24 protein-coding genes and 1 tRNA gene are annotated in these 24,317 nt (G+C 36.9%); 1 reads left to right on the forward strand and 24 read right to left on the reverse strand.

The window, feature by feature from the left end; translation table 11 throughout:
• Window positions 1–11: 11 nt before the first annotated feature.
• From CDOM16188_RS02195 to CDOM16188_RS02305, 24 genes are all read right to left on the reverse strand, one after another.
• Entirely contained in the window at window positions 12–1,016 is a 1,005-nt protein-coding gene (locus tag CDOM16188_RS02195; RefSeq protein ID WP_172198066.1) for an OmpA family protein, read from the reverse strand.
• A 232-nt stretch (window positions 1,017–1,248) separates the two neighbouring features.
• Complete coding sequence (gene rpsI, locus CDOM16188_RS02200) at window positions 1,249–1,638, reverse strand: 30S ribosomal protein S9 (protein WP_169941284.1); 390 nt, start codon at window positions 1,636–1,638, stop codon at window positions 1,249–1,251.
• Window positions 1,639–1,640: 2 nt separating this feature from the next.
• Window positions 1,641–2,066, reverse strand: coding sequence for a 50S ribosomal protein L13 (gene rplM / locus CDOM16188_RS02205; RefSeq protein ID WP_169941281.1), 426 nt, complete (start codon window positions 2,064–2,066; stop codon window positions 1,641–1,643).
• A gap of 77 nt (window positions 2,067–2,143) precedes the next feature.
• Window positions 2,144–4,942 (reverse strand): RecB-like helicase, encoded by a 2,799-nt coding sequence (locus CDOM16188_RS02210; protein ID WP_172198069.1) that lies wholly within the window; start codon window positions 4,940–4,942, stop codon window positions 2,144–2,146.
• The gene (locus tag CDOM16188_RS11460) at window positions 4,939–7,281 is read right to left on the reverse strand and encodes a PD-(D/E)XK nuclease family protein (protein ID WP_367649331.1); all 2,343 of its coding nucleotides are present in this window, start codon (window positions 7,279–7,281) and stop codon (window positions 4,939–4,941) included. The genes CDOM16188_RS02210 and CDOM16188_RS11460 overlap by 4 nt, the downstream gene beginning before the upstream one ends.
• 35 nt (window positions 7,282–7,316) lie before the next feature.
• Window positions 7,317–7,799 carry a FixH family protein gene (locus CDOM16188_RS02220; protein ID WP_172198072.1) on the reverse strand — a complete coding sequence of 161 codons (483 nt, stop codon included), beginning with the start codon at window positions 7,797–7,799 and terminating at the stop codon, window positions 7,317–7,319.
• Entirely contained in the window at window positions 7,789–8,385 is a 597-nt protein-coding gene (locus tag CDOM16188_RS02225; protein WP_172198075.1) for a hypothetical protein, read from the reverse strand. The genes CDOM16188_RS02220 and CDOM16188_RS02225 overlap by 11 nt, the downstream gene beginning before the upstream one ends.
• On the reverse strand, window positions 8,382–8,483 hold the full coding sequence (locus CDOM16188_RS11260; RefSeq protein ID WP_249934677.1) for a hypothetical protein: 102 nt from the start codon (window positions 8,481–8,483) through the stop codon (window positions 8,382–8,384). Before CDOM16188_RS11260 ends, CDOM16188_RS02225 begins: the two co-directional genes overlap by 4 nt.
• A 3-nt stretch (window positions 8,484–8,486) precedes the next feature.
• Window positions 8,487–8,699, reverse strand: a complete 213-nt coding sequence (locus tag CDOM16188_RS02230; protein WP_169941274.1) for a DUF4006 family protein — start codon at window positions 8,697–8,699, stop codon at window positions 8,487–8,489.
• A gap of 11 nt (window positions 8,700–8,710) precedes the next feature.
• A complete protein-coding gene (locus CDOM16188_RS02235; protein ID WP_172198078.1) occupies window positions 8,711–9,565 on the reverse strand; it encodes a cbb3-type cytochrome c oxidase N-terminal domain-containing protein in 855 nt (284 codons plus the stop codon).
• 1 nt (window position 9,566) lies between these two features.
• Window positions 9,567–9,785 (reverse strand): cytochrome c oxidase, cbb3-type, CcoQ subunit, encoded by a 219-nt coding sequence (locus CDOM16188_RS02240; protein WP_172198082.1) that lies wholly within the window; start codon window positions 9,783–9,785, stop codon window positions 9,567–9,569.
• A gap of 8 nt (window positions 9,786–9,793) precedes the next feature.
• On the reverse strand, window positions 9,794–10,459 hold the full coding sequence (gene ccoO, locus CDOM16188_RS02245; RefSeq protein ID WP_172198085.1) for a cytochrome-c oxidase, cbb3-type subunit II: 666 nt from the start codon (window positions 10,457–10,459) through the stop codon (window positions 9,794–9,796).
• Window positions 10,452–11,945, reverse strand: coding sequence for a cytochrome-c oxidase, cbb3-type subunit I (ccoN, locus tag CDOM16188_RS02250; RefSeq protein WP_172198088.1), 1,494 nt, complete (start codon window positions 11,943–11,945; stop codon window positions 10,452–10,454). The genes ccoO and ccoN overlap by 8 nt, the downstream gene beginning before the upstream one ends.
• 103 nt (window positions 11,946–12,048) lie before the next feature.
• Window positions 12,049–12,723: a response regulator transcription factor gene (locus CDOM16188_RS02255; protein WP_172198091.1), complete on the reverse strand. Its 675-nt coding sequence runs from the start codon at window positions 12,721–12,723 to the stop codon at window positions 12,049–12,051.
• A gap of 12 nt (window positions 12,724–12,735) precedes the next feature.
• Complete coding sequence (locus CDOM16188_RS02260) at window positions 12,736–13,959, reverse strand: PAS domain-containing sensor histidine kinase (RefSeq protein WP_172198094.1); 1,224 nt, start codon at window positions 13,957–13,959, stop codon at window positions 12,736–12,738.
• A gap of 21 nt (window positions 13,960–13,980) precedes the next feature.
• On the reverse strand, window positions 13,981–14,649 hold the full coding sequence (locus tag CDOM16188_RS02265; RefSeq protein WP_172198097.1) for a sulfite exporter TauE/SafE family protein: 669 nt from the start codon (window positions 14,647–14,649) through the stop codon (window positions 13,981–13,983).
• 5 nt (window positions 14,650–14,654) lie between these two features.
• On the reverse strand, window positions 14,655–15,773 hold the full coding sequence (gene carA, locus CDOM16188_RS02270; protein WP_172198118.1) for a glutamine-hydrolyzing carbamoyl-phosphate synthase small subunit: 1,119 nt from the start codon (window positions 15,771–15,773) through the stop codon (window positions 14,655–14,657).
• Window positions 15,773–16,324, reverse strand: coding sequence for a DUF507 family protein (locus CDOM16188_RS02275; RefSeq protein ID WP_172198121.1), 552 nt, complete (start codon window positions 16,322–16,324; stop codon window positions 15,773–15,775). Before CDOM16188_RS02275 ends, carA begins: the two co-directional genes overlap by 1 nt.
• Before the next feature lie 56 nt (window positions 16,325–16,380).
• Window positions 16,381–16,968: a MotE family protein gene (locus CDOM16188_RS02280; RefSeq protein WP_172198124.1), complete on the reverse strand. Its 588-nt coding sequence runs from the start codon at window positions 16,966–16,968 to the stop codon at window positions 16,381–16,383.
• The gene (locus CDOM16188_RS02285; RefSeq protein WP_172198127.1) at window positions 16,965–17,393 is read right to left on the reverse strand and encodes a flagellar export protein FliJ; all 429 of its coding nucleotides are present in this window, start codon (window positions 17,391–17,393) and stop codon (window positions 16,965–16,967) included. Before CDOM16188_RS02285 ends, CDOM16188_RS02280 begins: the two co-directional genes overlap by 4 nt.
• The gene (locus tag CDOM16188_RS02290) at window positions 17,390–18,640 is read right to left on the reverse strand and encodes an adenylosuccinate synthase (protein WP_172198130.1); all 1,251 of its coding nucleotides are present in this window, start codon (window positions 18,638–18,640) and stop codon (window positions 17,390–17,392) included. Before CDOM16188_RS02290 ends, CDOM16188_RS02285 begins: the two co-directional genes overlap by 4 nt.
• 20 nt (window positions 18,641–18,660) lie before the next feature.
• The gene (locus tag CDOM16188_RS02295) at window positions 18,661–19,521 is read right to left on the reverse strand and encodes an ATP phosphoribosyltransferase regulatory subunit (protein WP_169941247.1); all 861 of its coding nucleotides are present in this window, start codon (window positions 19,519–19,521) and stop codon (window positions 18,661–18,663) included.
• 9 nt (window positions 19,522–19,530) lie between these two features.
• Entirely contained in the window at window positions 19,531–23,355 is a 3,825-nt protein-coding gene (locus CDOM16188_RS02300; RefSeq protein WP_172198149.1) for a diguanylate cyclase, read from the reverse strand.
• 184 nt (window positions 23,356–23,539) lie between these two features.
• Window positions 23,540–23,637: transfer RNA gene (locus CDOM16188_RS02305), tRNA-Sec, on the reverse strand.
• A gap of 84 nt (window positions 23,638–23,721) precedes the next feature.
• On the opposite strand from CDOM16188_RS02305, the gene CDOM16188_RS02310 reads away from it, so the two are divergent.
• Window positions 23,722–24,312: a BON domain-containing protein gene (locus CDOM16188_RS02310; protein WP_172198152.1), complete on the forward strand. Its 591-nt coding sequence runs from the start codon at window positions 23,722–23,724 to the stop codon at window positions 24,310–24,312.
• Window positions 24,313–24,317: the final 5 nt, after the last annotated feature.

The raw sequence follows: 24,317 nt of genomic DNA on the forward strand, positions 1-24,317 counted from the left end.
ATTTCATTTAATTATTTATTAAATCTAGCTTCAACACGTCTGTTTTCAGCTCTACCTTGTTTTGTTTTATTGTCAGCTATAGGCTTAAGCTCACCATAACCGATAGTTGTGATTTTGCTTGCGCTTACACCAAGACCCTCAAGAGCTTTAGCAACGGCATTAGCTCTTTTTTCAGATAGTTTTTGGTTATAAGCCTCAGCGCCTGTGCTATCAGTATGTCCTTCTAATACAACGCGGTAGCTTGGATTTTCGCTCATAAACATAGCTACTTTTTTGATCTCCTCAAGATATTCAGGAGTTACTTTATAGCTATCAAATGCAAAATTTACACCGATATCTCTAAGAACGATAACTTTCTCACAACCTGTCTCATCAACTACAACGCCTGCCGGTGTATTAGGGCATTTATCAACGTCATTTAAAACGCCGTCGTTGTCATCATCAAGATTTACAGGTTTTGGCATCATTGGTTTTGGTTCTGGAGCAGCAGCAACTACCGGAGCATTCTTCTCGCCAAATCCTACAGCAAAACCGAGTGTATAGAACAGGTTGTGATCTCCGTGCTCAAATTTGATAGCATCAACAGCTTCTGCACGAAGTGCAAAGTTTTCTGTAACTTTATATTTTAGACCTAAGCCGTACTGACCAAATCCACCATCTTCATTGTCGACAAATTTAGCAGACACATCTTCCCAACCGGCACCAAGTAGTCCGTATAGAGATAGGTTGTTTGTAAGACCAAAATCCTTAATAACATTTACAAAATATCTTGTAGCGTTACCTTTTACACCAAATTCTTTAATATTGTTTGAATAGTTGAAGCCTAATTCAACTTGATCAAGGAAGAAATTCTCAAGATTTCTGCCAACTCTTAAACCGATAGCAGCATGATCGTTTGTTCCAAGATTTCCTTCAGGGTGAACTCCTCCGATAGTTGGAGTCAACTCATAGTTATATGCTGAATCAGCAGCAAAAAGTGCGGTAGCAGCAACTAAAGCAATAGCAATCTTTTTCATAGAATATCCTTTCTTTGCATATTTTTAAATGCAAGTCAAAATGTTATCACAAATTTTATAAATGTTATTTAAACACTTTGTTTAATATTATACAAAAAAATAATTTATAATACAAATTTACTATTTTTATCAAAAAATTAAAAATATAAAAAGTGTATTTGTAGAGTCAAATTGTATTAAAAAGAGTAAATTCAAAGCCCCAAAAAGGAGCTTTGAGAAGTATAAATATTGATTAACGTTTAGAGAATTGTGGGCTTCTTCTAGCTTTTCTTCTACCGAATTTTTTACGCTCAACAACACGTGAATCACGAGTTAGCAAGCCTTTTGGTTTAAGAGTAGCCCTGAAATCCGCATCCATCTCTGCCAAAGCTTTTGAAATTCCGTGTCTTAAAGCCTCGGCTTGTGCTGAGTATCCACCGCCAAGAGTTGTAGCGGTTACGTCTATGCTGCCATCTTGCTTTGTTAGAAGAAGTGGTTGAACAACTTTTAGTTTAATTGCCTCATGCCCACCAAGCCAAGTATTAAGGTCCATTCCATTTACTATTATTTTACCGCTTCCAGATTTTATCCAAACCTTGGCCACAGCAGTTTTTCTTTTACCAGTTGCATAAACTTTCGCCATAATTATTTTCCTTCTTTAGCAATTTGAGCTGTATGAGGATGTTCGCTACCCGCATAAACTTTTAATTTCTTAATCATCTCTTTACCAAGCTTTGTCTTTGGAAGCATTCCGCGAACGGCAAGCTTAAATAGTTTTTCCGGTTTATTTGCAAGCAAATCACCGAATTTCTCGCTCTTTACGCTACCAAAATATCCGGAATGTCTGTGATAAAGCTTATCTTCGGCTTTATTGTTGCCTGTAAATTCTACCTTTGAAGCGTTTATTATGATAACATAGTCGCCACAATCAACGTTTGGAGTGAAATTTGGCTTATTTTTACCGCGAAGTATAGTTGCAACTTCGGTTAATAATCTACCAAAACGCTTGCCGGACGCATCAAGCAAAATCCAATCGCGCTTAACTTCGTTTGGCTTTGTTATTTTTGTCATTTTCTTACCTTTGCCAATAATTTTAGAGTGTGATTGTATTTAAAAATAGCTTATATTAACCTTAATTTAAGTAATATTTAAATTTCAATCCACTCTATCTTATCCTTAAAGGCGTAAAACAGTGCGGCTCTAACATTAAAATTCGGGTAAAACTGCCCTATAGCGTCTTTATAATGCGTTATTTGAGCGATATTTTCTTCAGTATTTTTCTTTGAAGTTTTATAATCAATTATACAAATTTCATCATCTTTAAAACATAGTAAATCAATCTGTCTAAGAGAGTTTTGAAATCTAATAGGCTGCTCTTTAAACACAAATTTAGAATTTGTAAATTCTTTAAATTTCTCATCTTTAATCAAATTTAAAGCGCTCTTATAAACATCATCAAGCTCGTTTTGCGTAAGAAATTTACTAAATCTATTTTGCATTGAAATTTTAGCTATCTCAAGCTCATTTTCATCAAATTTAGCCGTCATTTCAAGCAGATAGTGAAGCGCCAGCCCGACATAAATAGCATGTAAATTCTTGCTACTTTGCCTTTGGGATTCATCAACTTCTTGCTTTGAAATTTTAACTATATCAATATGATCGTGTGATATTTTCTCATTCGCACTTTCACTTTTACTATGCAAAATTTTTCCAAAACTAAAGTCATTTAAATTTAGATACTCTACACTTTTTCCGCTTGATTCATACGCGCTAAAAAAGCTAGGATTTTTGCCGTTTGCTTCCAGTTTTTTTACAACCACAAGCGAACAAATAGCGCGTGTAAAAGCGACATAGAGTTTATTTATATCCTCTGCGTATTCAAGCTCTTTAACTCTTTGTTTAAGACTTGCAAATTCATCATCAAAACTCTCTTTTTTAACATTATGCTTTATCTGCCAACCGCTATTTATATCGTATTCGGTGATAAAATTTGAACTATCGTTTTTATCTCCGCCTATCTTATCGCATACTATCACATGCTCGAACTGAAGCCCTTTTGACTTATGCACGGTCATTATTTTTACGCCGTTTTTACTTTTTGAACTAGCTTTTTCTTGGGTTCTTTCAAGATTAAATATAAAATTAGCCAAATTTCCAAACTCTTGCGCCATCTCATAAAGCCTTAAAACATCGCTATTATCGCTACTTACTCCAAGTTTATCTGCTAAGTATTTTAAGCTTTGAAACGCCGGTTTAGCTTCATCTATTTTTAGCCTTACGGCTTTTACGTCCAAAATCGCTTCCGTATTTAGCTTGTAAATTTCATCGCCAAATAGGCAAAATTTAGCATATTCCAAGAGTGCGCCCACATAAGAGCTTTTGATTAGCTCGGTAGCTCCTTCACCTAGACTTTTTATGCCGCTAGATTCAAGTGCTAGACTAAGGCGATCTATGTCTTCGTTTTTCCAGCAAAGTATCGTTATATCATCTTCTTTTACTCCGTTTGCAAGCAGGTTTTTAGTCTGCTCTACCGCCTCGCTTACGATATCTTCACTGCTTACTACACGCAAAAATCCATGATCATTAGACTCGCTTTTAAAATACTCGCACTCATCCAAAACCTGCACGCCATCTATACGCTCATCATTTTTTACAGATGCTTTTTGCTCTATAAAATTTGCGATCTTATCCTTAAAAACCGCATTTGAAAATTTCACAAGAGCCTTAAAACTTCGGTAATTAGTATCTAAATTTTCATTTTCTATCTGGATAAAATCGCTCTTTAACTTATCAAAAAGCTCCTTTTTCCCACCGCGAAATCGGTAAATACTCTGCTTGGTATCACCCACATAAAAAAAGCTTCCAAGACCGTTTTGTCCGTATCCTGAGACTATTTCGGCAATTAATGGCTTCATAATCTCATACTGCGTTACGTTTGTGTCTTGAAATTCATCGATCAATAGGTGATTTATCCTGCCGTCAAGCCTAAAATAAAGCATCTGGTTATCAAGCTTGCCGCAAAGCAGCTCATAAACAAGTGCGTTTATATCGCTAAAAGTAAGGGTATTTAGCTTTTGATTAAGCTCAAGTTTTACTCGTTTATATATTTCTAAAAACCGACCAAGCTCATTTATCTTATAAGCTTCAAGTTCGTCAAAATAGCTCTTTAGCTCATTTTTAAGCTCAAAAAACAGCTCGTCAAGCTTAGGTGTATAAATTTTAGAGTAAGTGCGGTATTCAAGGCTTTCTTTGCTTACAAAAGAGCGCTTTATAAGCTCTATGGGCTCAGCCTCGCTAAAGGAATCAACCGCCGTTTTTGAACCGCCATTATTTTCAGCATATTCGCGCAAATTTAAAAGGACTTTTTCGACTTTATCAGGTCTTGGGAATTTAGCATTTTCGTCCCGTTTTAGCGAGCTAAAATTCTCATAAAACATCTCAAGCGTTTCAAAGAAGTTGTTTTGGCTCTTTTGTGCAGTTGCGATTGAAGCGGCAAGCGCTTTTAAAAGCGTGCTGTTTTTTGAAATTTGAGCTATAAATTCTGCCCTTTGAAGCTCTTTTAAATTTGAGCTTATATCAAAATCGGAGCTTAACCCCAAATTTAAGCTAAACTGCCTTAAGATGCTAGCAAAAAACGAATCAAAAGTGCCTATTTTAAGATTTGATTCTAAAAATTTAGCCTTTTGCTTGTCGCGCATTTTTAAAATTTCTTCTTCGCTTTTTTTAAGCATTTTTGATAGTTCGGCAAGCTCCGCTACGTGAGTTTCAAGAGCTAAAAAAGTCTTGATGATACGCTCTTTCATCTCGTTTGCAGCTTTTTTAGTAAATGTAAGCGCAACTATCTCGTTTGGGCTTGCTCCGTTTAAAATCGTAGCGATAAATCTCACGCTAAGCGCAAATGTCTTGCCGCTTCCCGCACTTGCTTCAAGGGCTAAAAACGGCTTCATAGTTCGCCCTTGCAAATAGTTTTAAACTCACAGTATCTACACTCTGCGGAGATATTTTGAGCGAAATTTATATGAATATTATTTATGCTTTTTAGATTTTCCATCTCTGCTTGAAGTTCGTCTAAATTTGAGCTATTTTCAACCAAATTCATCTCGTTTTTAAGGTCATAATACCTTGTTTCGCATTCTTTGCCGATAAGCGCTTGATAAAATGGAAGCTGTAAGGACTTTTTTTCTATCAAGCCGCTTTTATAATCAATGAGCATCATCTGCTCATTTTTAACGTCAATCCTATCTATAACGCCGATTATATGCACGCCACAAAACGTATTTTCAAGCCTCTTTTCACACTCCAAAACTCGCCAACCCTCTTTAAATCTAGCCTCCTCAACCTCGCTAAATTTTTCAAATTTAACCATCAAAATTTCAAAATCAAGCGGGCTGATATCTTTTTGCAAAAGGATATTTTTAAATTTGCTTAAATCAAATTCCTTAAAATTTTGATAATACTCGCAAAGTGCGGCATGAAGCTTTAATCCTACTTCAAAGCCTCTTTTTTCATAAGGCATATTAGCAGTCTTAATGCCCTTAATATAAGCATAATAATACTTTCTGGCGCACTTTAAAAATGTGTTAAGTCTTGAAAAAGAAAGCGGTCTAGCAAAAAAATCATGCCTTAAAACAACCTCTTCATCAAAGCCCTTAAGAGTAGCCGAATTTGAACCGCCAAGCAGTTTCATATAGCTTTCGTCAATAAATTTAACGTCCTCAACCACACTAAATTCGTTTAAAAATCTCGAAGCTATCTTTTCTTCGTTTAAGACATAACCGATCGCTACTTTTTTGGCTGAATTTATAAGACTTTCATAATAAAACCTCTGCAAATTTTCACGCTCGGCGTAGCTTATAAGACCTGCTTTTTCTCTAACGCGAGAGTTTAAAAACATCTCATTTACACTTCTTTTTGGTATCAAATCATCGTTAAAATCAAGCAGTATGACGCCCTCAAATTTCATACCGCGACTTTCAAGAACGCCGATCACGCTAACCTTTCCGCCGCCTACGTCATCAAGGCTAAGCGCTCTTAGACGCATTAAAAATATCTCACAAATTTGCCTTAAACTAAAGCTAAAATAGCGCGATAAATTCTGCACGAAAAAGAGCTCTTCAAGTACCTTTTCTTCTACTCTAGTATCATTTTGCAAGGCTAAAATTTCATCTATCAGCTCTTTAAATTTTTCAAACGAACAAGCACTTTCATAGCCGTTTTTAAATTTATTAAAAAGCTCGTCGCTAACGCCAAATGAGTTTAGCACAAACTCGAATTCACTAAATTTTAGGCTGTTTTCGGGACTTAAATTTATGCTTTTTTTATCGTTTATCGCGTCGTTTATATAGCTTAGCGTCTGAAAAATTTTAGTATGCGTAAAGCTCTCGCCCATTGCGAAGTTAAACAGCCTGTTAAAATCATGCAGTTTTAAAATCTCGCTAAAGCCCTCATCAGGTAGTATGACAGCTATCTTTTCAGGTGCTATACCTTCGCGCACAAACTCGCTAACTTTAGCCATAGCGTAAGCGCACTGCAAGCTTCTAACACTAAACGAGCGAGCCTCTATAGCTTTTTTTCGCTCTATTTTTTCAAGACTTTTGAGGCTTTTTGCGCTGAGATTTAGCTCAAATTTTGTATAAGGGGTGAAATTTTCTATCTCGATGCTTGAAATTTGAGCTATCTTCTCAATAAGTTTTTTATTAAATTTACTTGTTTGAAAGATGATTTTTAGAGTTGTTAAATTTGAAATTTTACCGATGAGCTCCCATTCAAATTCGCTTAAAAATCCGTCTATTTCAATTATAATTTCACTATAAGAGCTTATAAACCGAGTATTTAGTTCATAAATTTCACTCAAAGTTATCTCATCGTATAAATTCTCGGCTTCAAGCAGAGCTTTATACTCTTTAAAAACCGCTTCAAGAATATCAAGGTGCTCCTCAAAATCAGCGTATATATCGCTAAATTTGATGTCTGAGATAGCTCTTTTTTGAATAGCAAGCTCTTTAAAAAAGCTAAAAAGATAGTCGTTATTTTTTAAAAAAGCAAAAAATTCATTCGGGATTTTTAGCTTTAAATTTGCTTCTTTTACGCTTGATGTGGCTCTTTGCATCAAAACAAGCAGATAAGTAGGATCAGCCTCAAATTTATCTCTTACAAAAACCGCCTTTTTCTCAAATTCGGATATTGTAAGAGCTTTTGGTATGAGTTGATTTTCAAAATTTGAGTTAAATTCGCGAATTTTTCGTGAGTTTGTAAATACAAAAAGCGAATTTTGTCTATCTATCACGCGCAACCCTTTTTAAATCTAAAAAGCGCAGTTAGCTATCTAGTGGCGTTTATATCGAATTTATAAAATCCCGTATCCGCACCGTCATTTATCTTAAGCAAAATTTGCCATCTGCCCTCTTTGGCTAATTTTACCTTGGCTGTTTTTAAAACTTCCTTTTGTTGGGTGAGGCTTAGCTCCTCGTTAAATTCGTTCGTTTCAGGTTTAGTAAGTAAAATTTGTGTTTTAAAATTTGGCACTTCGGCGCTTTTAGGAGTGATTTTAAACTCAAATTCGCCTTCTAAAGCTCTTGGGTTTGGATTATCAAACGCAACTGCGTATTTGGCTTCAAAGCGTTTGTGAGCATCTCTTATCTCGTTTATGTTTTCATCGACATTTTGGTATCTATCCATATAAAAGTTATCCATCTGCACCGGGTTTTTAAGCGCTATGACGATGGTTGCGATACAAGCGAACACGATAGCGATGATGGAAAGCACTATCGCGTGAGGCCAAAACGTCTTTGTGTTATTTTGCATTTTTTCTCCTAAATTTAGCAAACATTATCACGCCTATAACCAAAATAACCGACCCGTAAACGGCAAATCTTAAAATATCAAGCGTGATTTTATTTGAGCTACCGATAGCATTTTCTAGTTTAATGCCTTTTGATTTTGCGATCTGCTCGGCTATATCGGCATAACCATTTAACATAGAAGCGTTATAAATATCCTTGCCGTTTTTTGAAGTAAGTATCGGAAGTATCGATCCACGAGCTGGATAAGGGCTTAAAATTTGCTCTTTATCAAAAAGCTTTAGCGTATCTTCATCGGCAAAAATTTCAAGCTTATGCTCGCTCTTTGCAAGCATTAAAAATGCATACGGCGGCTTTAAATTTAGCTCTTTAAATTTCTCGTTTATGCTTTTACCGCCCAAATTTTCAAAAATTCCAAGCCCGACATAAATGCCGGTTTTTTCGCGTAACTCCTCACCGATAGTTGCAATTTTACTCTCAACTTTATCGCTTAGGATGTTTTGGTTAATAAGGACGATTTTATTTGCAAAAATAGGTGATAAAAAGAGGATAAGGGCGAAGAAAACGCCCTTAAAATTTAAAATTTTCATCCTACGAATAGATGATTTGGAGTTAGAACCGACCACGCGCAAATCGCCGCTGCGACGATAAGCAAAACAAGTATAGCTTTTTCTAAAATTGCAGACATAACCTACTCCTTAATCTTCACGTGCTTGGCGTTTTCAACGCTTTTCATCTGAATACCGCTTGGGTTTTCTAAGACATAAGGTTTTTGTGCGACCTCTTTTTGAGCCGAAATTCCAAGACAAGTAAGCACCGCCAAGATAGTAAGCAAAAGCACCGTGGCTATAAGCATACCAGTTACGCCATTTAGCGCAAAAACATTTCGATTTGTATTTTCCACTTGCCGCCTCCTTATTTGCTAAGCGAGAGTATATACTCGCCTACAGCTTTTTGCTGAATATCGTTTAGCCTACCGTCGTCAAATTTAGGCATAGCACCGATCGCGCCTTTTTTGCCACGTCTTAACACGTCCATCACAAACTCGCTCGTGCCGTATTTTGTAAGATCGGGACTCATGCCGTCCATTCCTTTGCCGTCATCTCCATGGCATGACGCACAGACCGCAAACTGCGCTCTGCCGACCTCGACTAAATCTTCGTTAGATGTTTTTTTAATACCCGAAAGCTCTTTGGCTATGTAAGCTGCGATAGCTTTTGCACCCTCTTCATCGGACATTCCTCCGGGCATTTCACCCATAGGATAGTCAAGTCCTTTTGAGCCATTCAGTATCACATCGACAAGTGCTTTTTCACTTCCCCATACAGTTAGATCAGCTGCTTTGCCGTTAATACCGTCAGCTGTTATACCGTGACACGCAGAGCACTGGACTAGATAGATACTCTCGCCCATTGCGTGAAGAGTTTTTAGATCAGGATTTGCCCACTCTTTTTCAAATTTGGCGTTCATAGTCTTAACCTCTTCGTTGTACTCGCCGATTTGAGAATACGAGTTAAGCGGATAACCCACCAAATAGTACCAAATCGCCCACACAAGAGTAAGCACAAACATCACCGCCCAACCTATAGGAAGAGGGTTTTTATACTCGCCTATGCCGTCCCAATTATGCTCGCTAAGCTCTCCTTCGGATTTGCTCTCTTTCATCTGTTTCATATATTTGCCAACCACAAAAACGGTAAGCAAGATGATAGCCAATGCGCCGATGAGAGAGAGGAGATTGATATTGTCTTCTAAATTAAACCATTGCATTTTAACTTTCCTTTTTTGTATTATCCGAGGATACAGACTCTAAAATTTCGCTATCAAGGTTGTCGTTAAGTGCTAAATTTGAGTATTTTTCATAGTTTCTTCTGCCCGTTTTTTCCGATTTATAAAGATGATAATAATAGCTATAAAGCACGATTACCAAAAAAACCGTAAAGAAGAAAAATCCATAGCCTTGAAGCTCTCTTATAGTCTGCATATCCATCGTTTTTCCTATTTCAAGCTGTTTAAGTATGCGATTATTGCGACGATTTCTTTGATCTCGCCTCTTGCAAACGCATCTTTTACGCCTTGATCTTTCATCTCATCAACTATAGCCTGAGCCTCTTCTTTTACGATTGCTTGAGTCTCTTCCCAAGAACCAAGTTTAGGCATGCCTTCAGTATCATAAGGAACTCCAAATACTTTTTTTATAGTAACCGCTTCGCCGTAAGCCGTTTCTATGTCGGCATTGTTTTTAAACATATGCTTATAAGCAGGCATGATAGAGCCCGGAACTACGGATGTAGGATCTAGCATATGGTTTTCATGCCAATCGGTAGTGCGGTAGTTACCTACGCGTTTTAGATCAGGTCCTGTTCTTTTTGAACCCCAAAGATGAGGACGATCATAAGCGTACTCACCGCTTAGAGAATACATACCGTATCTATCTGTTTCAGACTTAAACGGACGGATCATCTGTGTATGGCAGGCGTTACAGCTGTCTTTCATGTAGATATGCTTGCCTGCAAGCTGAAGCACCGTAGGGGGCTTAACTCCATCAAGTGGTCTTGCACGATTTGCAAAATCAGGCAAAATTTCGATAATGCCCGCATAAGCGATAACTATAAAAACAGCAACAGCAAAAAAGAATGGATTTTTTTCTAACCAACTAAACATTTTTTGCCTCCTTTACGCCACAGCAAATTCCTGCCGGGCTTGCATTCGCAGGCTCTTTATCAAGCACTCTTGCAGACATGGATTTGTAGATATTGTAAGTAAATATAAAAAATCCTATCAAGTAAAGTAGTCCGCCAACCGCTCTAATCCAATAATAAGGGATAAGAACCGTAACCGTATCTATAAATGAATAGGCTAAATTTCCAAACTGATCGGTTGCTCTCCACATCATACCCTGAGTGATACCTGCTACCCACATTGACGCGAAATATAGCACGATACCCGTAGTTTGGATCCAGAACTGAACTTCCATCAAGGATTTTGAGTAAATTTCACGCTTTATAATGCGCGGAGTCATATGATAAAGTGCCGCCATAGTCATAAACCCAACCCATCCAAGAGTACCGTCATGAACGTGTCCCGGGATCCAGTCAGTAAAGTGAGCAAGAGCGTTTACCGATTTGATAGAAAGGATCGGTCCTTCAAGCGTTGAGAACATATAAAACGTAGAAGCTAAAATCATAAATTTGATTAATGGATTTTCGCGAAGCTGAACCCACTCGCCCTTCATCGTAAGAAGCATGTTTATCGCAGAGCCCCAAGACGGAAGGATAAGAACGATAGAAAATATCGATCCCATAGTCTGCATCCAGTCAGGAACGGTCGAGTAAATAAGGTGGTGTCCGCCCGCCCAAAGATAGACAAACATAAGTCCCCAAAATGCAAAAAGCGATAATTTATATGAAAATACAGGCTGCCCGCTCTCTTTTGGAAGGAAGTAATAAATTTGAGCGATTATCGCAACGGTAAATACGAAAGCAACCGCGTTGTGCCCGTACCACCACTGAACCAAAGCGTCGTTTGTGCCTGCATACATGGAAACCGAATGCCACCAGTCGCCGTATCCTGAAATAAATTTCGTAGGAACCGCCATGTTGTTAAACAGATACAGCATAGCAACACCAAGAAATGTCGCTATATAATACCAAAGCGAGATATAAAGCGTCTTTTCGCGGCGAATTCCGATAAGTCCAAATATACTAACACCCCAAAGAACCCACACGACAACTACACCTATATCAAGCGGCCACTCAAGCTCGGCATACTCTTTTGATGTGCTAACGCCTGCAAAAAGGCTAATCACTGCAACTATCATCAAAACCATATAGAGCCAAAAATGAAGCTTGCCGATAAACATCAAAAACGGCGATTCGTTCATAGAGACCTTTAAAACTCTTTGTCCGATGTAGTACCAGGTCGCAAAAATTCCCGAGAGCATAAATCCAAAGATAACGCCCGAGGTATGAAGCGGTCTAAGACGGCTGAAAGTTCCATATTCACCCGCCAAGTAGTTTAGGTCAGGATATGCCATCTGAAACGCTATAATCACGCCGATAGCCATACCGATGATACCAAACAATATGGTTGCAAACATAAAATACTTAGCTACCGTGTAATCGTAGTTTAATGCATTTGATGGTCGCATTAAAAACCTCCTTTTCAAATTTATCACTTTAACGTAATTTTATAGTGATATTTTAAAGTAAATAATATATAAATATTCTTAAATTAAGCAAATTTTTATAAATTTATTTCAGATCTATCTTATATCCAAGTCCAGGGATGTTTTTGATAAATTCGGCTCCAACTTTATCTCTAACACGCTTTACAAAGGTTCTTATAGCAGCTTCGCTTACTTTTTCGCCAACCCAAACGACATTTTTTATCTCTTCAATCAAAACAAGAGTGCCAAGACGCTTAACAAGCAAAGATATAAATGCAAGCTCTTTTTTCGTAAGGGCTATCTCCACTCCGTCTTTAACTAAAACCCTTTTGGTCTGATTGAAAAAATATCCATCCGCAATATCTATCAAATTTGCGCTTTCTATCTTTGATTTTGCTATGTTTTCAAGCACTGTAAAAAGCTCATCCATATCAATAGGCTTCATCAAATACTTATCTATGCCCACATCTATGGCTTTTAGCAGTCTTTCTTTCTCGCTAAATGCGCTTAGAACGATTATAGGAGTATTTTTAGAAATTTCTTTTATCTCTTTTGACATATCAAGCCCGTCCGTGATAGGCATGGCGATATCCGTTACCACGATATCAGGACTAAATTTCTTAAATTTCTTAAGTCCCTCATCTCCGTTGCCAGCAGTTATTACCTTCTTAAATTCACTTGCAAAAACCTCGCCCATAGACTCTCTTACTCTATGTTCATCCTCTACCAAAAGTATTGTTAGATCTTTTAAATTTCCCATTATCCCTCTTTCTTAATTATCTTCGTCTGCAATAGGTAATCTTATCTCAAAGCAAGCTCCAAAGGGTTCGTTTCGCACACTTATACTTCCACACATGTTCTCAACTATAGTCTTAAGCATATATAGTCCTATACCTGTTCCTGCGCTTGGATGCTTAGTAGTAAAATAAGGCTCAAAAATTTTATCTATAATCTCATCTTTGATGCCGCCGCCGTTATCCAAAACCTGAATTATTACAAATTTATCCTCTATATTTATTGAAATGGTAACAACTTTATCATAATTTTTATCCTTCATCGCATCTTTTGCATTACTAAGCAAGATGATTATAGCTTGAGCAAGTTGCGAGTGAAAGCCTAAAATTTCAGCTTCATTTTCCAAATTTAACTTTAGCTCAATGCCCTCTTTTTGATAGGTCTTTTCAACCATCTGCATAGCGTTTTTAACCGAAATCGAAGGCAAAAAAAGCTCCTTATCCCTATCCACATTAAAGAAATTTCTAAACTCTTCAATAGTATGAGACATATCCTTAATAATCCGCTTTGAGTGCTCATAGCCACTCTTAAACTTCTCATCATCCTTGCCCGCAGCCTCTTTGAGTTTAAAAAGCGTGATGCTGAGCTCATTTAGCGGCTGCCTCCACTGATGGGCTATGTTTGAAAGCATCTCTCCCATACTCGCAAGACGAGATTGCACTATAAGCATCTTGGTTTTTTCTTCGTTTTTCTTTATCTCTTCTTGCACGAGTCGCTCTAAATTTTCATTTAGATTTAAAAGCTCTTTGGTCTGTTCTTTTACCCTTTTTTCAAGCGTTTTATTAAGATCCTCAAGCTCTTGTTTGGTCTTTAAAAGCTCGTTATTTAAATTTATCGTATCGGTTATATCATGGCGAATCGCGACAAACTCCTCTATTTCACCATTTAAATCCAAAATAGGAATTATAGTCGTATTTAGATAGACGTCTTTGCCGTCTTTAGTGCGGTTTCTGACGATAGCTTTATGAACTTTTTTGGCTAAAATCGTATTCCAAAGCTTTTTAAATGCACTTTCATCAACTTCGGGATGGCGAACTATGTTGTGATTTGCGCCGATAAGCTCCTCTCTTGAAAAGCCCGAAATTTTACAAAATTCATCATTTACAAAGGTAATAATGCCGTTTATATCGGTCTTTGATACGATATTACTAGCCTCTATCGCCTCTTGATACTGCTTGAATTTCTTTTCTATTTTATTCATACCCTTAAACTCTACTTTAATTTACTTCGTCGCCATAAATCCCAAAAACGCCAAATAAATGCCGTATCCTACTATCAAAACACCGGATACGTAAAGCATAAAATTCCTAAATTTATCACTTAGCAGTTTAAACAAAAGAGCATACGTACCCATCATAACCAAACTAACAGCGCCAAAAAGCCCCATCACAAGAGCTCCTTTTATCGCACTTCCTGAAGCTATAGCAAGCGCTAGGAAATAATACACCACGCCGCAAGGCAAAAAACCGTTTAAAAACCCAAGTATCAAAAAGCCAAATTTGCTCTTCTTGGATATCACAGCTCGTATATTTGAGTTTATAAACTTATAAAACGGCGAATTTGCTTCGATGAAATTTAAAATTTTCCCGCGACGAATAAGCGCAACCCCTAAAATAACTAAAAAAACTCCAATGGCAAAAAACAGATATCCTCTTGCATTTAAAGAGAGTACAAACACTCCTCCAAACGCACCAAAAATAGCACCTTGCAGGATATATGCGCTAACTCTTGAAGCATTATAGCCTATAATGACAAATATATTTTTTACTGATTTTTTTTGATCTAAAAAGCTTGAAAGTGCGATTATAAAGCCTCCGCACATTCCTGTGCAGTGAGCCAGTGAGCCAGATAGCGCAACGGTTATGATCGAAAAAACAGTCGCACTATCCATAAATTTTATAAAATTTCAACAAATTGCTTAAATATATACTTGCTCTCATTTGGTCCTGAACTAGCTTCAGGGTGATGCTGGACAGAAAATACGGGATAGTCTTTGTATTTAACCCCTTCGATAGTGCCGTCAAATAAATTCTTGTGAGTTATTTCGGCAACCTCGCAAATGTTTTCCGGCACGTTGTAGTTGTGATTTTGCGCGGTAATTTCAACGCTTTTTGTGTCTAAATTTATAACAGGGTGATTTGCGCCGTGCTGTCCGAATTTAAGCTTGTAAGTCTCATAACCAAAAGCATTGCTAAGCAGCTGATGTCCAAGGCAAATTCCAAATATCGGCATTTTAGCTTCAACTAAAATTTTTATCTGTTCTATCTCGGTTTTTAAGCTCTTTGGCTCGCCCGGTCCGTTTGATAAAAATACGCCGTGAATTTCGCCTTTTTTAAACTTGTCTATTAAAATTTCAGCCTTCGTATCATAAGGATAAACCTCGACATCAAGACCAACCTCACAAAGCTCGTTTAGTATATTTCTTTTAACGCCAAAATCAATCACCGCGACTTTTTTGCCGATATTTTTTGAAGACTTAAAAGGTTTTTGTCCGTATTTGCAAGGTGATTTTTCATAAGAGTAAATTTCTTTTGTGCTAACCTCTTTGACATAGTTTATTTCGGATATATCAGGTGACGCTTCAAGGCGTCTTTTAAGCTCGTCTTTATCGCTAATTTCAGTTGATATGAAGGCTCTAATATTGCCGTTATCTCTTAAAATTTTAGTAAGATAGCGAGTATCCACGTCATAAACGCCGAATTTGCCTTTTGACTCGAAAAATTCGGCTAAATTCTTTTGAGAGCGGAAATTTGAGGTCATCTCGTTATAGCTTCTCATGATAACGCCGCTTGCATAAATATGAGAGCTTTCCATATCGTCGTCATTTGCGCCGACTATGCCGATTTCAGGCATGGTAAATACTATAAACTGCCCGGCATAGCTTGGATCGCTCATTATCTCTTGATAACCGCTCATGGATGTGTTAAAGACTAGTTCGCCAAATACGCTTCCGCCCTTACCAAAAGCTTTAGCTTCTAAAAATACGCCGTTTTCAAGATAGATATAGGCTTTCATTAAAACATTCCTTTTTTTCTTAGCTCTTCTTCATAAAGCTTTTCAAACACGATATCATACTCTTCGGTACCCGGTATCAGCTTGCGCTTATAGTTATCAATCTTTGCGATAACCTCATCTTCAAGCTTTTCGTAGGTTTTAATATAGTTTTCTATCGAACCGTAAATTATGTTTTTAATTCTATTTTCAGAAACGGTATAGTCCATCAGGCTTTTTTTCCAAGCGGCCTCAAGGATAAGGTGAGCAACGTTATTAAAACGATCTTCATAAGCAAGTATTACGTTATACTCTTTTGCGAGTTTTTTCTTAACGAGCCAAAACATATTTTTTCTATCCACTTGCATAAATTCCATCTCGTTTTCATTCTCTTCCAAAACCTCATTAACTCGCTCTTCAAGCGCTCTTTCGCGGTTTAAATCATCATCTAAAATTTCTTTAGCAAGAGCTGCAAGAGGCTCAACACCTTTATTTAAAGTAACAAATCCGGATTTTAATAGATCAATTGCGATTTTTTGTGCAATATAGGGAGTGTGTGGTAGTTTAATACGCATATTTACCTCTCTTTTTGGCTGAATTTTAGCCAAAAAAAGGTAAAAGTAGGTTAAATTTAAAAATTTAGCAGATTTCCCGCAGGTCCTTCGGGCGAACTCTCACTGCCTGAAGTCGCGTTTGATTCGCTATGCATAAACGGCGGACCCTTTTGAAGCAGTAATGTTATCTCCGAAGCTATATTAGGCGGCATTTTAGCCATGATAGTTGAAATTTTTTTAGGAGCTAGCGCATACATTATAGTAGCAGCATTTGCTCTATCCATAGCACTTAGCACGTCGGCGGCGGATTGATCCTTCATCTTGCCGTAAGCTTCGCTAACCTTATCGGTAGTCATCGTCTTAAGCTCGGCTAAAATTTCATCGTTTCTCTTGAGCAAATTTTCGATATCTTTCTTTTTCGCTTCGATTTTTTCCAGTGTCGCGTTTATCTCGGCTTCTTTTTTAGCAAGTTGGGTATTGCGCTCGTTAAATAGAGCTTTTGACGAAGCCTGAAATGCCTCAAGTCCTTGTTTGGCTTCATCTATCTTTTCAACTTCTTTTAAAAGCTCGGCTTTTCTGGATTCAAATATAGAAACACAATCAACCGGCACTTCAAAACCAAAAAGAGCCAAATTTAACAGCAATAAAATTAAAATTTTTTTCAATTCCCACTCTCTTTAAGATAGGTGTGTCTGATAGAGCCGAACTCGTCAAGCATATTTTGCTCGGCTCTTTTTATCTTGGCGATTTGAGATTTAAAATCCTCGCTTTCAAGATACTTGATCTTTTCATACTCTAAATTTGCGTTTTTATATTGGTGCTCATAGTGCATTATGCTTTTTTTGGTAAGCTCAAGCCTTTGAGTTAAAATTTCTTTTTCCCTGCGAGCCAAATTTAAAAGTTCCAAAGAGCTTTTCATTTGCGAAATTTGACCACTTTGAGGCAGTTTTATAGATGCTATCTGCTCGTTTGCTTCAGCGATAAATCCCTCTATCATCACGGCTTCAGCCCTACTTCTTGCAAGACGCATGCCTATTTTATCCAAATTTTGTTTTTTTACTTTTATGATTTGGCTAAATTTGCTCTTCATCTTATGATAGTATCTTCTCTTTCAGGGCTCGTAGAGATGATGCCTACTCTGACTCCTGTTAGCTCCTCTATGCGTCTTATGTAAGCCTTTGCATTTTCAGGAAGGTCTTTAAATTCACGCACGCCGACTACGCTATCCCAACCGTCAAGCTCTTCGTAAACAGGCTTTACGTTTTCCAAATCGGTAGGAAAACAATCCGTTTCCCTGCCCTTGTATTCATATGCTCTGCAAATTTTAACCTTACTAAATCCATCAAGCACGTCAAGCTTCATAAGCGCAAATTTATCCACTCCGTCAAGTCTGGCAGCGTATCTTACGGCAACCGCATCAAACCAACCACAGCGTCTTCTTCTGCCTGTCGTAGTGCCGACCTCTTTACCCACATCACACATGCGATCGCCATCTTTTCCAAAGTCTTCAGACGGGAAAGCTCCGTTGCCAACGCGAGTAGTGTAAGCTTTGATGATACCGATTACCTCTCCTACTTCTTTAGGGTTTATGCCTATACCTGCGCAACTACCTGCGGTTACGGTGTTTGAACTAGTTACATAAGGATATGTGCCGTGATCTATATCAAGCAAGGTTCCTTGCGCACCTTCAAGCAATATTTTTTTATTATTGTCAAGCTCTTTCCAAACAAGCCTCGTGGTGTTGGTTATAAATTTCGCCAGTTTCTCTTTATAAAATTTAAGCTCTTTTAAAAGCTCCTCTTCGCTTGGAATTTCTATTTCAAGTGCGTCAAGAAAGCACCTGTTTTCTTCAAAATCGCTCATTATAGCCTTGCAAAGTTTATCAGGATCGTTTAATTCGCCCATTCTATGACCGCTTCTGCTTATCTTATCGCTATAAGCAGGTCCTATGCCTTTTCCTGTAGTTCCTATGGCGTTTTTGCCTTTTAAGCGTTCCTTAGCTTGGTCGATAAGCGCGTGATGAGGTAAATTTAAATGTGCCTTGTCGCTTATAAAAAATCTTCCCTCAAGATCCTCAAACTGCTCAAGCTCTTTGATCAAAAATTCAGGACTTACTACGACACCGTTGCCGATCACGTTTATAATATTTCTATGCAAAATTCCCGAAGGCACAAGGTGAAGTGCGTATTTTACGCCGTTTGTCCATATGGTGTGACCGGCGTTGTGTCCGCCTTGACACCTGCAAACCACATCATACTTGGCACTTAGCATATCAACTATCTTGCCTTTTCCCTCGTCTCCCCATTGAACTCCGACTACAATATCAGCTTTAGTCATCTTAAATCCTTGATTAGTTTTTATTTCAAATTTTCTAATAAAGCGTCGGTATAAACACCAAAACCGCTACTTTTAATGCCTTCTATATCGTAATTTCCGCCACCGCTTAAAATTTGATTACCGCTTAAAAATCTAAAAAACAGATTATCGTAATATCTCATTTTAGAGTAGTATAACGGCACTATTCTTAAATTTTCATATCGCGACAGACTAGCAAGCTCTTTTATCTCGCAAAGAGGCTCTTTTAACTCATTTGGCACAATGCTTAAAATTTCATCGATGTCTTTAATAGAATTTACAAAAACAAGCTTTCTTAGCCACTCTTTATCCTGATTTAGAATTTTCTCAAGCTCGCCATGCTCAAATATACTAATAGGTAAATTTAAAAGTTCGCATACGATATGAGGTATCTTTATGTGGCTTATTTGAAGATAGGGTTTTAAATTTAACCTTTCAAAGAGACTTTTAGCGATATTTACGCTTGTTATAAGATCTTTTTCGCCTATTAACTCAGCTCCTATCTGATAAAATTCGCTACTTGGGTATTTAAAAATCGGCTGGATATAAAACCATCTTTTCGGCTCGCTGTCTTTTAGTCTTCTTAGCACTATCCTTACGACATCAACCGTACTATCGGCTCTTAAGCTTACTTCGTGATTTGCATGATCGCTAAATCTAAGAAGTTGGGTAGGAGCTACGCTTAAGTGCTGATGGTGCGAAAAATAAGGCGTTACTATCTCATTAAAGCCGTTTTGGGTTAAAATTTCACTGGCTATACTTTCAACCTCTCGCTTAAGAGATGCGCTCTTGCCGAAATAAAGCCTGCTTCCTACCGGGATCTCATGCTCAAATATATTTGCGTCAAAATTTTTAAACTCCACAGCCCATCCTTACTCTAAATCAAGCAGCTTATCTCGCTTGGTTTTTAAATTTAACACAAGTTTAGAGATATCTTGCTTGCTGTCAAGATTTGTCAAAATATTCATGATTATATCGCTTATCTCTACATGAATGGCTACTTTGTGCGTATCTTCTATATGTTTTTTATAGACGTTTATCATCATAGCGGTATATTCTTTGGCGAATTCTTTGGTATCAAGTCTGCCTAAATTTGAAGCGCTTAGCATATCAAGCAAGCTTCTTATCCAAACTCTATGCATAACGGCTAAATTACACCACATCATATCATCTTCACTCAGTGCTCTTAGTTCTTTAAACTGCTCTGGAATTTGATAGTTATCCGACCATTTTTTAATGCTTTCAATCTTCATAGGAGGAGCTATATACCCGCCTTGAAGCTTTTGGTATCCGGCTTTTATGAGCAGTCTCATATTGCTTGAAGTCTCAACTCCTTTTGCAACCACATCCTTAGAAAATGCGTTTGAAAGAGATAGTATCGCACGAAGTATAATAAGACTATCGGCTCCGTTTACCGCACTTAAGCTTAAGTATTTTGAGACTTTTAGCTTATCGGCGTGAATGTCTTTTAAAATTTGAAGTGAAGCGGAATTTGAGCCGAATTCATCAAGCGCAAAGGTAACACCTTGTTCGGTATAAACCTCCAATGTTTCATCATCATCAGGCTGTTTAAAGGAATTTGAGTTGTTTATATTAAACTCAAGCATATGCAAATTCTCATATCCTTCTTCGACGATAATCTTAAATTTATCTATAAAATTCATCTTATAAAGAAGCTCAAGCGTTACATTTACGCTGACTTTTAAGTTAAGTCCATGCTCTTTTGCTAAAAATTCCTGATCTCTAAGCGCATTTTTTATATTCCAAATGACCAAATCATCGTATATATAATCTTTTGAAACAAGAGGCAAGATCTCTTCATGTAGTATGGAAACACTACTTGATTTCCATCTGACAAAGGACTCAAGAGCGGAAATTTTGCCGGTTTTTATCTCTATGATAGGCTGGTAAGCTATTTTAAACTCATTGTTTGCAAGGCTGGTTGAAATTCTATCGGCAACCGCGTATTTGTCTCTAAAATTTCTATCAGATTCAGAATCAAATATATAAAATTTGTTTTTGCCCGATAATTTTGACTGATACATCGCCCAATCGGCCTGCTCGATCAATGTCTCTTGCCTTATGTCCGCCTTTTGAGGATACAAGCTTACGCCTACGCTAACGCTTACTTTTAATTTTTTGTAATTTATGTATATATCTTTATTTGCCGCTTTTAGTATGCTGTTTAGTATCTCTTCGGCTTGCTTGTGATCGTATATGTCATTTACGATGGCTACGAATTCATCGCCACCAATTCTAGCTAATGTATCGTTTGCCTTTATTACGCTATTTATATTTCTGGTAACTTCTATAAGGAATTGATCGCCTATGCTATGTCCGTAAAGGTCGTTTATAGGCTTAAAGTCATCTATATCGATGTAGATAAGGGCTAATAAATTTTCAGACTGCGCCGCCGTTTTCATAGCCTCTTCAAGACGCTTTGAGAATAAAAATCTGTTTGGAAGCTTGGTAAGCGGATCGTAATAAGCGATTTGCTCTAATTTATCCTCTTTTGCCTTCATACTTGAAATATCTGAAAAAATAGCCAAGAAATACTCGATACTTCCGTTGCTGTCGTAAATTGCGCTTATGGTTAAAAACTCGAGATATTTCTCGCCGTTTTTGCGCTTATTCCATATATTACCGCTCCAATAACCGTTTTCAACGGCTTTTTTCCATAGATTGGAATAAAATTTATTATCATGCACGCCCGATTTTAATACGCTTGAAGGCTTGCCGATGATCTCTTCTTTAGAATATCCGGTAATATCACTAAAAGTATCGTTTATGTCTATAAATTTGCTATCCGTACCGACAAGCGCTATACCCTCTTTTGAATGCAAGAATAAATTTGAAACTATATTTTTATACTTATCGGCAATTAGCTTATAGTCTTTTGACTCTTTTTGAACGCTTATAGGAACGGATTTGTTTATATCCGCATACTCTACGCTTACCTTTTTAATAAGCTCGTTATTTATAAAATACCCTATGATTTCGCTGACGTTCTTGCCGTCATTTGAGATAAATTTAATGAAGATATTACAAGTAATGATCTCTAAATTTTTCTTTATAAGTCTGCAAGCTTGCAAAGACTCATACTCTTTTTTAGAAAAGTTAAGCCCAAAGAGTCTAAATTTGATGTTAAACTCGTTAAAAATTTTAATAAAATCCTCAGGATGAATAATATCTTTGAAACTAAAATTGCTATCAAGCATCTCTTCGATCTTGTATCCAAGTATGCTTTGCGTGTTTGAGGATACATTTATAATATCTTCTAAAAAGCCGTTTTTCCAAGATATGGTAAATACCGGAGAGTAGAAATTCGTCTCGTTTTCTTTCTTTAAATTCTCTCTCATCATATTTTCGTAAGTAACGTCTTGGATGACGCAAAAACCTATCTTGTAATCATTCACATCGATATTTTTTCTGCTTATGATGACATCTTTGATATCGCCGTTTGAAACTCTTTGCTTAGTTTCATAAACTATCGTATCGTCGATATTTCCGTGAGAGATGATGTTTATATCTTTTGACTCTATGGCATTTAAGGAATTTAAATTCTTACCAATCATCCCCTCTTGCTCAAGTCCGTAAAATTCCAAAGCTTTTGCGCTTGCTTCTATGATATCGCCTGTTTTAGCGTTGATTAGCAATATAACAAGAGGACCCTTCTTAAATAGATAGCCAAATTTCTTATCATGCTCAAGATAAGCTGTCTTTTTAACGTCAAAATCCTGATAAATTTTAATAATGCCGTTTATTATCTCGTTAAAATCGGTTATATGCTTAGTACTTACATACTGCTTAATATCCTCTTCATTTTCCATCTTTTTAATGAGTTTTTTAATCGAAAGAATAGGCTTTATAACCTTGTCTTTAGTAACTCTTACGTCGATAAAAATGAGCAACAGACAAGAGAATAAAAATGTAATTGATATCAGCAAAAACAGCCAGTTTGTGCCAAAAATGCTATCAAAAGAGCGATAAGTAACTATCGCCATATCCTCTTCAGGTATATATCTAATAAGATAAATATCGAAATTTTTTGAGCCAAAATCGCTGGTTTGTATTTCATTATTCGTAAGATAATCAGCCCTTACGCCGTAAAGATCAAATATGGTCTTTTGCTCAAGTACAAGATCTATATTTTGATGAAATAAAATTTTACCGTTGCCGTTTATGATAAAAGAGTTAGCCCCCTTATCGTCATAAGCTTGCGTAAGCTCTCCGTAGATAAAATCAAATTTAATCTCGGCAACTAAAATTTCGCCGTTTCCAAGATCTTTAGCGATAAATCTAGTCGGAATATCGCTTGTCGCAAAGCTAAATTTGGATTTATAAATTCCATCTACGAATTTACCCTCCCACGGCTTTGAAGCAAAAAATACTCTATAGTCTTTATTGATCTCGTTGCTTTTTAGAGTTGAAAATTCGACATTTCCATTAGAGTCAAGCACGTAAAAAGCGTGATACTCCTGTCTATTGCGAAAGGCATAATCAAGTATGGTTCCGGTATCGGAGCTATCAGAAACTATGTATTTTTGAAGTAGATCAAGCTCTGCGGCAACCGCTCTTGAGTGGGCGGTAATGACGTTTCTGAAGTATCTGTTATTAGCATATACGTTATCTTTTACATCGTCAAATTTCAGACTCAACCCAAAAGCGATAATGCAAAATATAGCAATAGTGGTCATAAAATTTGCAAAATAAATTTTATTTAAGATGTTAAAAGATAAATTTTTATTCTTGTGTAAAAACATTATTTTATACCAAATGCCCTAAAAACTATAATTAAATTTAATAAAAGAGTATTATATCGGATTTTTCTTTTTTTAATATAATTTAAACATTAAAATAAAAATGTAATTACTTAGGAATTGGCGAGAGGATGAGAGAATCGAACTCCCCACGAAGCGGTCAACCGCCCCGTCATCGGATTTGAAGTCCGCGAGCGCCACCAGATCGCTTTATCCTCCAAAGACTATCTGGATTATATCAGATTTATATAAATTTTAGTTTGAATTTTATACGATTTCAGGCAAATTATTAACGAGTTGTTTATGAAATTTAGATTTGTATTTATAAATTTATTTTTTGCACTGTTTTTAAACGGATGTTTAGAAATTTTTACTAGCATTCCGTCTCCGCTTACAGGACTAAACGTCTATGACGCATATCTCATCTCTCAAGACGAGCGAGGAATTTACGCAATAACAAAAGACAAAGTTATCAAAACAAAAATTCAAAGCAAAATTTTAGCCTCTTCAGGACTTAGCAACCTTGATATCGACGTAGAGAGCTTTTACGGCAACGTCTATCTAATAGGCATAGTGCCTGATATAAATCATAAAACAAAACTTATAAATTTAGCCAAAGACACCGCCGAGGTTGAAAAAATTTACACTTATATAAGATTTCCAAGCGACGAAAAAGAATGCGAAAGCAACCTAAACATAATGCTTGCGCTTAAAAATAACCTCTTTAGAGATAGCAAGATAAGCGGCACTAGCGTAAGGGTTAGCGTAGTGCAATGCAATGTCGTATTTACAGGCATAATAACCGATATCGAGCAAGAAAAACACGCCATCTGGTATGCTAAGCATATCGAAGGCGTAAATGACGTTTATTCTTTTTTAAGAGTTATGAAGTAAATTTA

The sequence above is a fragment of the Campylobacter sp. RM16188 genome (assembly GCF_012978795.1).
GTDB lineage: Bacteria > Campylobacterota > Campylobacteria > Campylobacterales > Campylobacteraceae > Campylobacter_A > Campylobacter_A canis.

Excerpts from the sequence above, each read along its gene's own strand:
- ccoN (WP_172198088.1), bottom strand. The coding sequence starts at position 11,945 with ATGCGACCATCAAATGCATTAAACTACGATTACACGGTAGCTAAGTAT.
- CDOM16188_RS02285 (WP_172198127.1), bottom strand. The coding sequence starts at position 17,393 with ATGAAGAGCAAATTTAGCCAAATCATAAAAGTAAAAAAACAAAATTTG.
- CDOM16188_RS02255 (WP_172198091.1), bottom strand. The coding sequence starts at position 12,723 with ATGGGAAATTTAAAAGATCTAACAATACTTTTGGTAGAGGATGAACAT.
- CDOM16188_RS02240 (WP_172198082.1), bottom strand. The coding sequence starts at position 9,785 with ATGGATATGCAGACTATAAGAGAGCTTCAAGGCTATGGATTTTTCTTC.
- CDOM16188_RS02220 (WP_172198072.1), bottom strand. The coding sequence starts at position 7,799 with ATGCAAAATAACACAAAGACGTTTTGGCCTCACGCGATAGTGCTTTCC.
- carA (WP_172198118.1), bottom strand. The coding sequence starts at position 15,773 with ATGAAAGCCTATATCTATCTTGAAAACGGCGTATTTTTAGAAGCTAAA.
- ccoO (WP_172198085.1), bottom strand. The coding sequence starts at position 10,459 with ATGTTTAGTTGGTTAGAAAAAAATCCATTCTTTTTTGCTGTTGCTGTT.
- CDOM16188_RS02225 (WP_172198075.1), bottom strand. The coding sequence starts at position 8,385 with ATGAAAATTTTAAATTTTAAGGGCGTTTTCTTCGCCCTTATCCTCTTT.
- CDOM16188_RS02310 (WP_172198152.1), top strand. The coding sequence starts at position 23,722 with ATGAAATTTAGATTTGTATTTATAAATTTATTTTTTGCACTGTTTTTA.
- CDOM16188_RS02210 (WP_172198069.1), bottom strand. The coding sequence starts at position 4,942 with ATGAAGCCGTTTTTAGCCCTTGAAGCAAGTGCGGGAAGCGGCAAGACA.
- CDOM16188_RS02235 (WP_172198078.1), bottom strand. The coding sequence starts at position 9,565 with ATGCAATGGTTTAATTTAGAAGACAATATCAATCTCCTCTCTCTCATC.
- CDOM16188_RS02195 (WP_172198066.1), bottom strand. The coding sequence starts at position 1,016 with ATGAAAAAGATTGCTATTGCTTTAGTTGCTGCTACCGCACTTTTTGCT.
- CDOM16188_RS02275 (WP_172198121.1), bottom strand. The coding sequence starts at position 16,324 with ATGCGTATTAAACTACCACACACTCCCTATATTGCACAAAAAATCGCA.
- CDOM16188_RS02260 (WP_172198094.1), bottom strand. The coding sequence starts at position 13,959 with ATGAATAAAATAGAAAAGAAATTCAAGCAGTATCAAGAGGCGATAGAG.
- rplM (WP_169941281.1), bottom strand. The coding sequence starts at position 2,066 with ATGACAAAAATAACAAAGCCAAACGAAGTTAAGCGCGATTGGATTTTG.
- rpsI (WP_169941284.1), bottom strand. The coding sequence starts at position 1,638 with ATGGCGAAAGTTTATGCAACTGGTAAAAGAAAAACTGCTGTGGCCAAG.
- CDOM16188_RS02290 (WP_172198130.1), bottom strand. The coding sequence starts at position 18,640 with ATGACTAAAGCTGATATTGTAGTCGGAGTTCAATGGGGAGACGAGGGA.
- CDOM16188_RS11260 (WP_249934677.1), bottom strand. The coding sequence starts at position 8,483 with ATGTCTGCAATTTTAGAAAAAGCTATACTTGTTTTGCTTATCGTCGCA.
- CDOM16188_RS02265 (WP_172198097.1), bottom strand. The coding sequence starts at position 14,649 with ATGGATAGTGCGACTGTTTTTTCGATCATAACCGTTGCGCTATCTGGC.
- CDOM16188_RS02300 (WP_172198149.1), bottom strand. The coding sequence starts at position 23,355 with ATGACCACTATTGCTATATTTTGCATTATCGCTTTTGGGTTGAGTCTG.